The organism is Streptomyces diastaticus subsp. diastaticus, from assembly GCF_011170125.1.
GTDB lineage: Bacteria > Actinomycetota > Actinomycetes > Streptomycetales > Streptomycetaceae > Streptomyces > Streptomyces diastaticus.
In genome coordinates, this window is record NZ_BLLN01000005.1 from 1,204,527 (window position 1) to 1,217,469 (window position 12,943).

Sequence of the window (12,943 nt, forward strand, 5' to 3'; positions counted from 1 at the left end):
GCCGTCTCAGCGGTCCGGGGCCGGCGGGGGGCCGTCCTCGGGGCCGTCCTTGGGGGCGGCGTCCTCGCGGCCGGGGTCGGGACGCGGGTGGCCGGTGGGCATCGCGGGTTCCTCACTGAGCTGCTCGTCGAGGTCGTCGAAGAGCAGGTCGGCGTGGATGCCGCCGACGCGGTACGCCGAGCGGGCCACCAGGTGTGAGGCGACCGGGCCGGTCAGCAGCTGGAAGAAGATGATCAGGGCGAGGGTGCCGGCGTCGTTGCCGGTCCGCAGCCGCAGCTCCACCCCGACCAGGACCAGCAGGATGCCGAGGGCCTGGGGCTTGGTCGAGGCGTGGCTGCGGGAGAGCACCTCGGGGAGCTTGACCATGCCGATCGAGCCGAGCAGGCAGATGGCGGCGCCCAGGAAGACGAGGAACGCGCCCGCGGTGTCGGCGGCCTGGGCCCAGGGGCTGGGGTTCATGCGCTGCGGTCCTCCTCCACGGTCGCCTCCCGGCCGCGGACGGCGGCGGGCCGGTCGCGTACGGCGATGAAGCGGGCGATGGCCACCGAGCCGGTGAAGCCGAGGAAGGCCAGCACCAGCATGATCGGGAAGTAGTACGGCTCGCGGCTGAAGGCGGCCTGGGCGCCCAGTCCGGCGATGATCAGGGCGGCGGTGACGTCCAGGCAGATGGCGCGGTCCAGCATGGACGGGCCCCGCCACAGGCGGACCAGCAGAAGGGCTCCCGCGAGCAGGACCATCACCACCGCCGCGGTCAGCAGGACGCGGTCGATCCACTCGAAGACGGTCATGTCGCATCCTCCTGCTGCTGCCGGGGGTCGGCCGAGACGCGCGCGATCTCCTCGCGGCTGCCGAAGGCCCGGACGGTCAGTTCCTCGGTCCGCCAGACGGACCGGCGGGCGGTCTCCAGCGCTTCGGGGCGGTCGGCGTCCAGGACGTGGACGAAGAGGGTGGCGGTGGCGCGGCGCAGTTCGATGACCGAGCCCCCGGGGATGTTGGAGTTGGCCACGGCGGTGGCGGTGAGCATGAGTTCGGAGCGGCAGCGCAGCGGGATCGCGAGGACGGCGGCCCGGTGCGGGTGGTCCACGAAGATCTGCTTGGTGACGCGGATCCCCGAGACCCACATGTCCCACAGCAGGTACGCCACCAGCCGGAGGACGCCCCAGGGGTGCAGCCGGAGCCCGAGGTCGGCCGGGGGCAGCGGGAAGGCCAGGCAGAGCACGACGGCGACGAGCAGGCCGGTGATGAGGGTGGCCCAGGAGAAGGTGCCCCAGAGCAGTACCCAGATGACGGCCAGCCACACGATGAGCGGCAGGTCGAGCACCCTGCGGTGCTGTCCGTGACCGAAGGCGACGCTGAGGGGCGGGAGTTCGGGCGCGCTGGACGACCAGGTGATCATGGCCTGAGCACCTCCTCGATGTAGGGCGTGCGGGTCAGCAGTTCCTGCGCCGAGCGGTCGGTGTAGGCGGCGAGCGGTCCGGCCAGCACCGTGTAGGAGAGGCCGAGCACGACGGTTGCGGCGGTCGCGGCGATCATGGTGCGCGGGGGCCGCTTGGTGGTGGTGACGGCCTTGCCGGTGATGCTGGTGGCGACGACCTGGCCGCCGCCGGGGAAGACCGGGACCCCCCGGCCGTTCTGCGGGGTGGCGGCGGGTCCGCCCTCATCGCCCTCGTCGTCGTCCGTGTCCTCCTCCTCGGACTCCATGACGGTGCCCTCCGCCGCCTGGCCCGGGGGTTCGCTGCGCCAGAAGGCGAGGTTCCAGACCTTGACGACGACGTAGAGCGTCAGAAGGCTGGTCAGGGTGGAGCCGCCGACCAGTACCCAGGCGAGGACCGAGCCGTTGTCGACGCCGGCCCGCATCAGGGCGAGTTTGCCGATGAAGCCGGAGAACGGCGGGATGCCCGCGATGTTCATGGCGGGGACGAAGAAGAGCACGGCGAGCAGGGGCGCGCTGCGGGCCATGCCGCCGAGCCGGGTCAGTTCGGTGGTGCCGCCGCGGCGTTCGATGAGTCCGGCGACCAGGAAGAGCGTGGTCTGCACCGTGATGTGGTGGACGACGTAGACGATGGCACCGCCGATGCCCTCGCGGTCGGCGAGTCCGATGCCGAAGACCATGTAGCCGATGTGGCTGATCAGCGTGAAGGAGAGCAGCCGCTTCAGGTCGGTCTGGGCGACGGCACCGAGGATGCCGATGACCATCGAGGCGAGGGCGACCACCAGCAGCAGATCGCCGAGCCGGTTGCCGGGGAAGAGCAGCGTCTCGGTGCGGAGCATGCAGTAGACGCCGACCTTGGTGAGCAGACCGGCGAAGACGGCGGTGACGGGCGCGGGCGCCGTCGGGTACGAGTCGGGCAGCCAGGCGGCGACCGGGAAGACGGCGGCCTTGATGCCGAAGACGGTCAGCAGCATCGCCTGGATGAGGGTGGTGACGCCGAGGGAGAGGCCGTCCAGCCGCTCGGCGAGCTGGGCGAAGTTGACGGTGCCGGTGGCCGCGTAGGTGATGGCGATGGCCACCAGGAAGATCATCGAGGAGAGCAGCGAGATGATCACGTACGTCGAGCCGGCCCTTATCCGGGGGCCGGTGCCGCCGAGAGTCAGCAGGACGAAGCTGGAGACCAGCATGATCTCGAAGCCGACGAAGAGGTTCATGAGGTCGCCGGCGAGGAAGGTGCAGGCGATCCCGGCGACCAGGATCAGGTAGGCGGGGTGGAAGACGGCGAGCGGGGTCTCGTCGTCCTTGTCGGCCATGCCCTGGCCGAGCGAGTAGACCAGCACGCAGAGGGTGACCAGCGAGGAGACGGTGAGCATCAGCCCGCTGAGCCGGTCGGCGACCAGGGTGATGCCGAGCGGCGGGGCGAAGTCGCCGAGGTGGACGGAGAGCGGGCCGTCGTCGGCGGCGGTCATCAGGACGACCGAGATCACCACGACGGCGGTGAGGACGGCGACACTGATGAACCGCTGGAACCGCTTGAGCCGGATGCCCGCCGCGAGGCTGAGGCCGGTGGCGAAGAGCGGCAGCAGCACCGGCAGGGGGACGAGTGCGTTCACCTGAGGTCTCCTGGGGGCCGCGGGCGGTCCGCCCGGCCCGGGCGGGGGTACGGCTTGCGGGCGTTCCCGGGGCCCGGCCGGGTCGTGGGGTAGGGGGCGGGGCCGGGGTGCGGGTCGGGCGCGGGGTGGTCGTCGGGGCGGGGCCGCCTGCGGTGTGCCGCCTCGGGGTGGCCGTCGGGGACGGGGTCCTCCGGGGGGTGCTGGGCGTCGGGGGGCGGCACGACGCGGCGCGGCCGGGTCGCGGTGGCTCCGGTGTCCTCCTCGGTGCCGCCCTCGTCCGCGCCGGGGCGGGCCGGGGTCGCGCCGTGCGGCTCCGGGGTCTCCTCGGCGGGCCCGCCACCGCCGGCGTCCGGGGCCTCGGGGTGGCCGGCGCCGGTGGCCTCGCCGCCCTCCTCGGGGGCTTCCGCGCGCCGTCCGGGGGGCTCTTCCCCGCCCGGCTCCTCCCCGCCCGGCGCCTGCGGGCCGGTGGTGGTGTCCGTGGCCCGGGGTCCGGGGGGCGCGGGGGCCTCCTGGCCGGTGGCGCCGGGTTCCGCCGGTGCGGCCGGGGGCTGCTCGGGGGCCGAGGTGTCGGGTGCGCCGGTCGGACCGGAGGCGTCCGGGCCGACGGGGCCGGTGCCGCCGGGGCCTTCGGGCCCGGGGGTGTCGGGGCCGTCCTCCTCGCCGTCGCCCGGTGAATGCGGGTAGTCCGCCGGGTCGGCGCCGAGGATGTCGTTCCACAGGTCGCCGGAGGCGTCGCGGCCGCGCGCCTGGAGGGCCCGGTCGGCGCGGAGGCGGGCGCTCAGCTGGCGCCGCTCGGCGCGGTAGCGGCGCCGCACCTCCGGGTCCCGGTCCGCCTCCCGGTACCGGCTGCGCAACTGGCTGCGTTCGTCGTAGACCTCCGAGCGGAGCGCGACCCGGCGGTCCTCGATGTCGTCGTGGACCTCGTCGGTGCCGGTGAGCTGGTAGGAGCGGTAGGCCATCGCCAGGATGAACGCCGTGGTGGCCAGCGTGATGACGATGGCGGTGAGCGTGATGGCCTGCGGCAGCGGGTCGGTGACGTCTTCGGTGTCGACGCCCGGGTAGAGCAGCGGCGCGGGTCCCGAGAGTCCGGTGACGGCGAGCAGCAGCAGGTTGATGCCGTTGGAGACGATCACGGCGCCGAGCAGGATGCGGGTCAGCGGACGGGTGAGCAGCAGGACGCCGCCGACCGCGATCAGCACGGTGGCGGTGACGAGCAGGGCGAGGCTGATGGTCATCGGCCGTCTCCTCCTCCGTTCGCCGGGTCGGTGGGATCCGCGCCGCCGCGGGTGGCGATGGCGCCCTCGGCCCCGCCGGCCCCCTCCGCCGCCGCCCGCTCGATCTGCCGGTCGACCTTGGCGCCGAGGGCCCGGACGATGTCCAGGACGACGCCGAGGACCAGCAGGTAGACGCCGAAGTCGAAGAGGACGGGCGTGGCGAGGTGGTACTCGCCGAAGAGCGGCAGGTGGCCGTGGTACTCGAAGGCGTGCAGGACCGTTCCGCCGAAGAGGCCGAGCAGGGCGGTGGCCGTCATGACGAAGAGGCCGAGGCCGGTGAAGAGGCCGGGCTGGCGGGGCGCGGCCTCGGCCAGCTCGAAGCGGCCCCCCGCGAGGTAGCGGGTGATCAGGGCGACGCCCGCGACCAGGCCGCCGATGAAGCCGCCGCCCGGCAGGTTCTCGGCGCAGAACAGCAGGTAGACCGAGAGGATCAGGATCGGGTGGAAGATCAGCCGGGACAGCACCTCGAAGACGACCGAGCGGTGCTCGGGCGCCAGGGAGCGCCCGGCGGCCAGCCAGGTCCGCTCGCGGGTGCTGCCCGGCTCCGGCCCAGGTCGCCCCACACCGCGCGAGGAGAGCGACCAGACGGTCCGGTCGTACGGGATCTCCTGGCCGGCGCTGTCGGTGCGGCGGTGCAGGAAGATGAGGCTGGTGACGCCCACGGCCGCGGCGGCCAGGACCGCGGACTCGCCCATGGTGTCCCAGGAACGCAGGTCGACCAGGATGGTCGCCACCACGTTCTTCAGCCCTTGGTGGGCGACCTCGGCCACCATCGGCTCGCCGTCGGGGACGGCGGTGCGCGCGGAGGCGGCGACCCAGACGGCGACGGCGACGACCAGGGAGCTGGCGAGGGCGACCGGGATGCGGGCCCACCGGCGCCACGGGCTGAAGGACTCCTCGAAGTGGACCGGCATCCGGCGCAGCACCAGGATGAAGACGATCATCGAGACGGTCTCGACGCCGAACTGGGTGAGGGCGAGGTCGGGGGCGCCCTGGAGGACGAAGAGCAGCGCGGTCCCGTAGCCGGTGAGCCCCGCGAGGACGACGCCCTTCATGCGGCGGCTGACGGTGAGACACATCAGTGCGGCGGTGCAGGTCAGGGCGGCCAGCGCGCCCTGGAGCGGGGAGTCCCAGGCGGCCGGCGAGCGGGCGCCGGTCCACGGCTGGTCGGTGACGAGGACGGCGAGCTGCCCGGCGAGCATCACCAGCAGGGTGACGGCGAGGTAGACGGAGAGCGAGCCGCGCTGGACGAAGCCGGTGACCTGGAGGGAGACGCGTTCCAGGCCGAGGAGCACCTGCCCGTAGACGGCGTCGGCGGTCGGCCAGGCGATGCGCCGGGAGAGGGTGCGCACCTCCTTGCGGGCGAGGAAGAGCAGCACACCGGCGGCCCAGGCGGCGACGGAGAGCCCGAGCGCGGTGCCGAGGCCGTGCCAGAGCGCGAGGTGGTAGGGGTCGGCCGGGACGGTGTACTGCGAGGCGTAGGTGGCGAGGAGTTCCTCGGCCGAACCGACGCCGGGCCCGAGGACCAGTCCGAGGACGGCGAGGGCGGCGGCCGGGCCGAGGAAGAGCCAGCCGACCCGCTGCGTGGGCGTGTCGGCGACGCCGGGCTTGCGCGCGAAGGCACCCCAGACGAAACGCAGGCTGTACGCGGTGGTGAGCGCCGAGCCGGCCACGATGACGCCCAGCGCCCACAGGTCCGGGGTGTCGCCCTCCAGCAGCGCCTCGAAGGCGGCCTCCTTGGCGGCGAAGCCGAGCATCGGCGGCAGGGCGGCCATCGAGAGGGCGGCGACCACGGCGGTGCCGGCCACCCAGGGCAGGGCGCGGCCCACCCCCGAGAGACGGCGCAGGTCACGCGTGCCGGTGGCGTGGTCGACGATGCCGGTGACGAGGAAGAGCGGAGCCTTGAAGGCGGCGTGGGCCAGGATCATGGTGACGGCGGCGAGCCCCACGTCGTAGTTGCCGTCCCCGGCGAGGACCATCAGGAAGCCGAGCTGGCTGACGGTGCCGTAGGCGAGGACCAGCTTCAGGTCGTGCAGGCGCAGCGAGCGCCAGCCGCCGAGGAGCATGGTGACGCAGCCGAGGACCAGGATGGGCGGGCGCCACAGGGAGAGGTCGCCGAAGGCCGGGGTGAGGCGGGCGACGAGGTAAACACCGGCCTTGACCATGGCGGCGGCGTGCAGGTAGGCGCTGACCGGGGTCGGGGCGGCCATGGCGTTCGGCAGCCACATGCTGAAGGGCCAGATCGCCGATTTGGAGAAGGCGCCGCAGAGGATGAGCAGGGCCGCGATCTCCAGCAGGGTGGAGGAGGGCGGCGGCGAGGCGAGGATCTCGGAGATCCGGTAGGTGCCGGTGACGTGGCCGAGCATCAGGAACCCGACCAGCATGACCAGTCCGCCGAGAGTGGTGACGGTGAGCGCCTGGAGGGCGGAGCGCCGGTTCTGCTTGTACTCGCTGCCGTGGCCGACGAGCAGGAACGACAGGACGCTGGTGATCTCCCAGAAGACGTACAGGACGATCAGGTCGTCGGCGAGGACCAGGCCCAGCATGGCGCCGGCGAAGGCGAGCAGCGTCCCGGCGAAGCGGCTCAGGTTCCGGGTGCCGTCGTGGAAGTAGCGGACGCAGTAGACGAGGACCAGGGTGCCGATGCCCGCGGCGAGCAGGACCATCAGTTCGGAGAGCGCGTCCAGGCGCAGCGCCAGCGAGACCTGGTAGGTGGGGATCCACTCCCAGCTCCACTCCGTGGCACCGCCCTCGGCGGTGTCCGCCAGCCGGACGCAGGCCCACACGGTGGCCGCGAGCGGGGGCAGCGCGAGGACCAGGAACGCCCGGGTGCCCAGCCACCTGACCAGCGGCTTGGCGCAGACGGCGAGGACGAAGTGGGCGACGACGAGCGCGATCACAGGGCGCCGGGCCGCTCGGGTCGCCCACAGGTCACAGCGGGAACGTAAGGCACCCAACAGTGATATATCGCGCCCCTCGGGTTCTCGGACCGGCGCGCCGGGCGCCCCTCCCCTGCCGAGGCGGGTGAACGCCGTCCGGCCCCGCCGGGCCGCCCCGGGAGTTCCGGGGCGGCCCGGCGGGCCGGACGGGGGTGGAACAGGTGGTGCTCAGGTGACATGGGCGAGCCTGACGGGCAGGGTGGCGGAGCTGTTGGAGAACATCGACGGCACCGGGGTGAGGGCGGCGGGGTCGACGGCGAGGGAGAGTCCCGGGTAGCGGGCGAAGACGGCGGGGAGGGCGACGGCCGCCTCCAGGCGGGCCAGCGGCGCGCCGAGGCAGAAGTGCGGGCCGTGGCTGAAGGCGAGGTGGCGCTGCTGCTCGCGGGTCAGGTCGAAGCGGTCGGCGTCGGCACCGTGCTGCGCCTGGTCGCGGCCGACCGCGCTGTACGGCGCCATGATCGCCTCGCCCCGGGCGATCCGGACGCCGGCGATCTCGACGTCCTCCAGCGGGTAGCGGAAGGGGAAGTTGCCGATCGGCGCGTCCCAGCGCAGCGTCTCCTCGACCACGGCCTCCCAGACCTCCTCGCCACCGGCCTCGGCGAGGGCGCGCTGGTCGGGGTGGGTGAGCAGGGCGCGGACGGCGTTGGTGACGAGGCTGAGGGTGGTCTCCTGCCCGGCGGAGAGCATCAGCAGCAGCGTGCCGACCAGTTCCTCCTCGCTGAGCGCGTCCGGGTCGGCCTCGCGGGCGGCTATCAGCGCGCTGGTCAGGTCCGGCCCCGGCTCGGCGCGCCGGGCGGCGACGACGCGGGCGAGCAGTCGGTACTGCTCGACCTGGCTGGCCGTCACCTCGTCGGGGCCGAGGTCGGAGCGGAAGATGTTGTCCATCAGCTCCTTGAGGCGGGGCTGTTCGTGGGCGGGGACGCCGAAGAGTTCGCAGATGACCCGCATGGGGACGGGGTTGGCGTAGTGCAGGCGCAGGTCGACGGTGCCGTCGGCGTCGGCGTGCGAGGGGAGTTCGTCGAGCAGTTCGGCGACGATGGCCTCGATGCGCGGCCGCAGTTCGGCCACCCGGCGCGGGGTGAAGGTCTGCGTGACGAGTTTGCGGAGTCTGCGGTGCTCCTGGCCGTCGGCGGTGACCATGTTGGTCACCTTGACCATGCCTATCAGCGGCCAGCCGTCCTCTATCTCGCCGCGGCGGATGGCGTTCCAGTTCCGCCAGTCCTTGCTCATGCGCGGGTCGGCCACCAGGTCCGTCAGCAGTTCGTGACTGGTGACGGCCCAGGCGAGCACGTCCCCGGGGAGACGGACCCGGACCACGGGCCCGAGCGCGCGCAGCCGGGCGGCCTCGCCGTGGTGGTCGCCGCCGGACGGGTCGAGGGTGATCTCGGGGACGGCGGCGTCGGGGGTGGTGGTCACCGGTTCTCCTTGGACGGTCGGGGCACGGCCGGGCGGGGGCGCGGCCGGTCAGGGGTGGCGGACCGCGCCCGGTGCGGGCGGGAAGTCGACGGGGAGCGCCGTGGGGACGCGGGTCCAGGGGGAGGGCCGCCAGCGGATCTCCTCGGCGGGCACGGTCAGCCGCAACCCGGGGAGCCTGTGCAGCACGGTCTTGACGGCGGTACGGGTGATGAGGCGGGCCGGGACCTGGGCCGGGCAGACGTGCGGGCCGGCGGAGAAGGCCAGGTGGGCGCGGTTGCCCGGTTCGGTCAGCTCGTCCTCGGGACGGATCAGCGGGTCGTCGTTGGCGGCGGCGATGCCGAGGATCAGGCAGTCGCCCTCCCGGATGCGGTGGCCGCCCAGTTCGGTGTCGCGCAGGGCGTACCGGGCCGGCATGTTGTTCATCGGCGGGTCGCGCCAGAGGGCCTCGTCGAGGGCGTCGTCGATGCCGAGGCGGCCGCCGTGCAGCCGGGAGGCGAAGCGCGGGTCGCACAGCAGCAGCCGCAGGGTGTGCGCGATCCACGCGGTGACGGTCTCGTTGCCCGCGGAGATCATGACGACGACCGACTGGAGGTGCTCGGCCTCGTTGCGGAGGTTCGGGTGGTCGAGGAAGGCGGTGGTGAGGTCGTCGGCCGGGCGTTCGCGCCGCTCGCGGAGGGTGTCGAGGAGGATCTCCTCGAACTGCCGGTTGCCGGCCTGCGAGTCGTCGGCGCTGCCGAAGAGGGCGATGAGGGCGCGCAGCAGTTCGTGGCCGCCCGCGCTGTCCAGGCCGAAGAGCGAGGCGAGGGCGAGCATCGGGATGATGGTGGCGTACTCGCCGACCAGGTCGGCGCTGCCGCGGGCGGCGAACTCGGCGATCAGCTCCTCGCAGAGCGCCTCCACCTGGCGGCGGGCGCGCCGCTGGTCGATGCGGGCGACGCCGTCGTCGAGCGGCGCGCGCAGCCTGCGGTGCTCGGGGCCGTCGGCGCCGACGACGTTGGCCCGCCAGCCCATCATCGGCAGCAGCCCGGAGTCCGGGGAGACGACGCCTTCGCGCAGGTCGCGCCAGTTGCGGGCGTCGCGGGAGAAGAGCTGCTCGTTGCGGGTGAGGGTGAGCATCTCGCGGTGGCCCATCACCAGCCAGGCGGGGACCCCCGGTTCCAGTTCGACGCGGGCGACGTCGCCCCACTCGGCGCGCAGCGCGCGGTAGACCTCGCGGTGGTCGGGGGCGCCGGTGGCGGCGGCGAGGGGGACGAGTCCGGTGGCGGCGTGCGCGGGGCAGCCGGGCGGCGGGGCGGTCATGCGACGGGCTCCTGCGGGGCGGCACGGTCCGCCCGGTCGAAGACGTACTGGACGAGGGTGATGAGGGCGTCGAGGGAGGAGCGGGGGTCGCGGGCGTCGCAGACGGTCACCGGGGTCTCGTCCAGCAGGTCGAGAGCGGCACGGATCTCCTCGGTGCCGTACCGCTCGCTGTCCGGGAACTCGTTGACGGCGACGGCGAACGGCAGGCCCCGCAGCTCCAGTTGTTCCAGCACGTCGAAGCTGTCCTCGATGCGGCGGGTGTCGACTAGGGCGAGGACGCCGAGGGCGCCTTCGGCGAGCCCTTCCCACAGGTCCCAGAAGCGCCGCTGTCCGGGGGTGCCGAACAGGTAGAGCGCGATGCGGTCGTTGAGGGTGATGCGGCCGAAGTCCATGGCGACGGTGGTGGTGTGCTTGGTGCCCAGCCCGGCCAGGTCGTCCACCCCGGCGCTCGCCTCGGTGATGTGCTCCTCGGTGCGCAGCGGCTCGATCTCGCTGACGGAGCCGACGAGGGTGGTCTTGCCGACGCCGAAGGCGCCGACGACGAGGATCTTGACGGCCTGCTGCACCGTGTCGGGCAGATAGCGGTCAGCGGAGCCGGCGGAGCCCATCCAGTACCTCCTGAAGCAGTTGCGTGTCGGGCCCGACGGCCTCGGGGATGCCGGAGCGGGCGGCCAGATGGCCGGAGTCGACGAGGTCCGAGGCGACCACCTTGACCAGGCTCACGGGGAGCGACAGGTGGGCGGCGGCCTCGGCCAGGGAGAGCAGCCGGGCACACATCCGCACCAGGGCCGCCTCCTCGCGGGAGGCGGTCACCGGCAGCGGGCGGCCCGGGTCGGCGGCCACCAGCAGCGTGTCGACGTTGATGGTGTTCCGGCTGGGCCGGGCGCGGCCCCTGGTGATGACGTACGAGCGCACCGCGCGCTCGGGCTGCTCCCCCTGGGCCGTCACCGGGTGGGCTCCTGGCGGGGCGGGCTGCTGAGGTTGCCCGCGCCGATCTTCAGGACCTGTGCCTGCATCTGGCGGGCCACCAGCTTGGGGTCGACCACCGGCCCGGTGAGGACGGCGAGGTGGGCGCCGCCCGCGCTGCGCATGAAGAGGAAGCCGCCCTCGAACTCGACCATCTGCTGGTGGACGGAGCCGCCCTCCTCACCGTGCTCGCGGCCCAGACTCCGGCCGAGGGACTGGAGGCCGGAGCAGTTGGCGGCGAGCCGGTCGGCGGCGTCCCGGTCCATGCCCTCGGACTTGGCCAGCAGCAGGCCGTCGCTGCTGAAGACGATGACCTGGCGCACGCCGGGCACCGTGGCGACGTCGGCGATCATCCAGGCGCGCTGCTCGGGGTTCTCCACGTAAGTCATGGTCAGGGCTGTCCTTCGGGGGGATCGGCGGAATCGTGCGCGTGGGGGTCGGTGGGCCCGGCGGGCGGCCGGTCCGGCTCGCCGCGGCCGCCGGCGAAGAAGGCGTCCATCCAGTCGCCGGCCTCCTCGGGGGTGCCTGGGGCGGGTGCGGGCGGGGCGGCGGGCGCCTCGTCGGCGGGGCCGAGGCGTTCGCCGCGCCGGGAGCGGCGCTGGGGCAGGCGTGAGCCGGGGGCCCGCCGGGGCCTCTCCTCGGCGGGGGGCGCGGGCGGCGCGGCGGCGGGCGCCTGGGCCGGCGGGCGGGGGGCGGCGGGCGGCGCGGTGGTGCGGGTCCCGGCGGGCTCCAGGCTCTCCAGTACGTCCAGCGGGACCAGTACGACGGCGCGGACACCACCGTACGGCGAGGGGCCGAGGTCGACCTGGAAACCGTGCCGGTGGGCGAAGCGGCCGACGACGGCGAAGCCGGTCTGCGGGATCTCGCCGACCTCGCCGACGCCGAGGAGCCGGCGGCCGGAGACGATCTCGCGGGCGTGGCCGAGCCGGTACTCGTCCAGGCCGAGGCCGCCGTCGTCCACCTCGACCACGGCGCCGCGCTGCACGGTGCGGACGGTGACCAGGACGCTGGTGCGCGGCGGGGAGTACTCGGTGGCGTTGGCGAGGAGTTCGGCGACCAGGTGGATCAGCGGCTCGACCACCGAGGCGTGCACGCCGACGTCGGGTTCGCCGGAGACGGTCACCCGGCGGTAGGCGACGACACGGCCGGAGGCGGCGCGCACCACGTCGACCAGGGCGAGCGGCTTCTGCCACTGCTGGCCGGGCCACTCGCCGCAGAGCACCTTGAGGCTCTGGGCGTGCCGGGCCTGCTGGGTGGCGGCGTGGTCGACCTGCATGGTGGCTTCGAGCAGGTCGGCGTTGCCGGGGAAGCGTTCGGCGAGGCCGGTCACGGTGGCCTGGATGCGGTGGGCGGAGGTCTGCACCCGGCTGGCCAGCTCCACCAGGGAGAGCCGCTGCGACTCGGCCTGGTCGGCGGCCTCCCGGGACACCTCGGCGAGGAGCCGGTCGAGGAGGTCGGGGACGGCCGGCATGGAGTCGGCCAGCCCGGCGGCGGCGGGGCCCGCCGGCGGGATCTGCGCGGTGCCGCTGGTGGCGGCCGGCAGCCGCTCCTTCAGGACGTGCTCCAGCTCGTCGCGGAGGTGTTCGGCCTGGTGCTCGGTGTACGCGCGCCACTGGGCGTCGCGGCGGACCGCCTCCTCGTCGCGGGCGGCGAGGCGTTCGCTCTGACGCGCCGCCTCGTCGAGCGCCGCCCGGTGCTCGCGGCGCAGCCGCTCCAGCAGGGCGAGGGCGAGCACCCCGGCGGCGCCGGTGCCGAGCGCGGGCAGTACCGAGCCGTACCGGGCGATCAGGGCGGCGGCCGTGAAGAAGGTGGCGAGGGCGAGCGTCAGGGCCAGGGGCCACAGCAGCCGGGCCGAGCGCGCCGCGCGGCCGGAGCCGGGGCCGGGGGCGTGCAGGGGGGAACGAGCCATGGAGAACCTTCGCAAGGGGCGGAACGTGTCGGCCGGGACAGGGACGGGGTCCGGAGGTTCAGCCGCGGCTCCCAGCGGACGCTCCACCGGCGTCG

Annotated in this window: 12 protein-coding genes; all 12 read right to left on the reverse strand. The window is 74.0% G+C overall.

Annotation, left to right across the window (positions count from 1 at the left end):
• Nucleotides 1–6: 6 nt before the first annotated feature.
• Complete coding sequence (gene mnhG, locus Sdia_RS22720) at nt 7–459, reverse strand: monovalent cation/H(+) antiporter subunit G (protein ID WP_100457257.1); 453 nt, start codon at nt 457–459, stop codon at nt 7–9.
• The gene (locus Sdia_RS22725; protein ID WP_100457258.1) at nt 456–788 is read right to left on the reverse strand and encodes an MrpF/PhaF family protein; all 333 of its coding nucleotides are present in this window, start codon (nt 786–788) and stop codon (nt 456–458) included. The genes mnhG and Sdia_RS22725 overlap by 4 nt, the downstream gene beginning before the upstream one ends.
• The gene (locus Sdia_RS22730) at nt 785–1,396 is read right to left on the reverse strand and encodes a Na+/H+ antiporter subunit E (protein WP_115069102.1); all 612 of its coding nucleotides are present in this window, start codon (nt 1,394–1,396) and stop codon (nt 785–787) included. Before Sdia_RS22730 ends, Sdia_RS22725 begins: the two co-directional genes overlap by 4 nt.
• Nucleotides 1,393–3,045 carry a Na+/H+ antiporter subunit D gene (locus Sdia_RS22735; RefSeq protein ID WP_115069101.1) on the reverse strand — a complete coding sequence of 551 codons (1,653 nt, stop codon included), beginning with the start codon at nt 3,043–3,045 and terminating at the stop codon, nt 1,393–1,395. The genes Sdia_RS22730 and Sdia_RS22735 overlap by 4 nt, the downstream gene beginning before the upstream one ends.
• On the reverse strand, nt 3,042–4,280 hold the full coding sequence (locus Sdia_RS22740) for a Na(+)/H(+) antiporter subunit C (RefSeq protein ID WP_189500360.1): 1,239 nt from the start codon (nt 4,278–4,280) through the stop codon (nt 3,042–3,044). The genes Sdia_RS22735 and Sdia_RS22740 overlap by 4 nt, the downstream gene beginning before the upstream one ends.
• A complete protein-coding gene (locus Sdia_RS22745; RefSeq protein ID WP_124287977.1) occupies nt 4,277–7,219 on the reverse strand; it encodes a Na+/H+ antiporter subunit A in 2,943 nt (980 codons plus the stop codon). The genes Sdia_RS22740 and Sdia_RS22745 overlap by 4 nt, the downstream gene beginning before the upstream one ends.
• A 207-nt stretch (nt 7,220–7,426) precedes the next feature.
• Nucleotides 7,427–8,674, reverse strand: coding sequence for a cytochrome P450 family protein (locus Sdia_RS22750; RefSeq protein ID WP_100457263.1), 1,248 nt, complete (start codon nt 8,672–8,674; stop codon nt 7,427–7,429).
• 48 nt (nt 8,675–8,722) lie between these two features.
• Nucleotides 8,723–9,973 carry a cytochrome P450 gene (locus tag Sdia_RS22755; RefSeq protein WP_100457264.1) on the reverse strand — a complete coding sequence of 417 codons (1,251 nt, stop codon included), beginning with the start codon at nt 9,971–9,973 and terminating at the stop codon, nt 8,723–8,725.
• Nucleotides 9,970–10,581 (reverse strand): GTP-binding protein, encoded by a 612-nt coding sequence (locus Sdia_RS22760; protein WP_100457265.1) that lies wholly within the window; start codon nt 10,579–10,581, stop codon nt 9,970–9,972. The genes Sdia_RS22755 and Sdia_RS22760 overlap by 4 nt, the downstream gene beginning before the upstream one ends.
• On the reverse strand, nt 10,559–10,921 hold the full coding sequence (locus Sdia_RS22765) for a DUF742 domain-containing protein (protein WP_100457266.1): 363 nt from the start codon (nt 10,919–10,921) through the stop codon (nt 10,559–10,561). Before Sdia_RS22765 ends, Sdia_RS22760 begins: the two co-directional genes overlap by 23 nt.
• Nucleotides 10,918–11,328, reverse strand: a complete 411-nt coding sequence (locus Sdia_RS22770; protein WP_100457267.1) for a roadblock/LC7 domain-containing protein — start codon at nt 11,326–11,328, stop codon at nt 10,918–10,920. Before Sdia_RS22770 ends, Sdia_RS22765 begins: the two co-directional genes overlap by 4 nt.
• A gap of 2 nt (nt 11,329–11,330) precedes the next feature.
• Complete coding sequence (locus tag Sdia_RS22775; protein ID WP_100457268.1) at nt 11,331–12,848, reverse strand: ATP-binding protein; 1,518 nt, start codon at nt 12,846–12,848, stop codon at nt 11,331–11,333.
• Nucleotides 12,849–12,943: the final 95 nt, after the last annotated feature.

Bases quoted from the DNA above. Each gene is read 5' to 3' on its own strand.
- mnhG (WP_100457257.1), bottom strand. From the start codon at position 459: ATGAACCCCAGCCCCTGGGCCCAGGCCGCCGACACCGCGGGCGCGTTC.
- Sdia_RS22725 (WP_100457258.1), bottom strand. From the start codon at position 788: ATGACCGTCTTCGAGTGGATCGACCGCGTCCTGCTGACCGCGGCGGTG.
- Sdia_RS22730 (WP_115069102.1), bottom strand. From the start codon at position 1,396: ATGATCACCTGGTCGTCCAGCGCGCCCGAACTCCCGCCCCTCAGCGTC.
- Sdia_RS22740 (WP_189500360.1), bottom strand. From the start codon at position 4,280: ATGACCATCAGCCTCGCCCTGCTCGTCACCGCCACCGTGCTGATCGCG.
- Sdia_RS22755 (WP_100457264.1), bottom strand. From the start codon at position 9,973: ATGACCGCCCCGCCGCCCGGCTGCCCCGCGCACGCCGCCACCGGACTC.
- Sdia_RS22760 (WP_100457265.1), bottom strand. From the start codon at position 10,581: ATGGGCTCCGCCGGCTCCGCTGACCGCTATCTGCCCGACACGGTGCAG.
- Sdia_RS22770 (WP_100457267.1), bottom strand. From the start codon at position 11,328: ATGACTTACGTGGAGAACCCCGAGCAGCGCGCCTGGATGATCGCCGAC.
- Sdia_RS22775 (WP_100457268.1), bottom strand. From the start codon at position 12,848: ATGGCTCGTTCCCCCCTGCACGCCCCCGGCCCCGGCTCCGGCCGCGCG.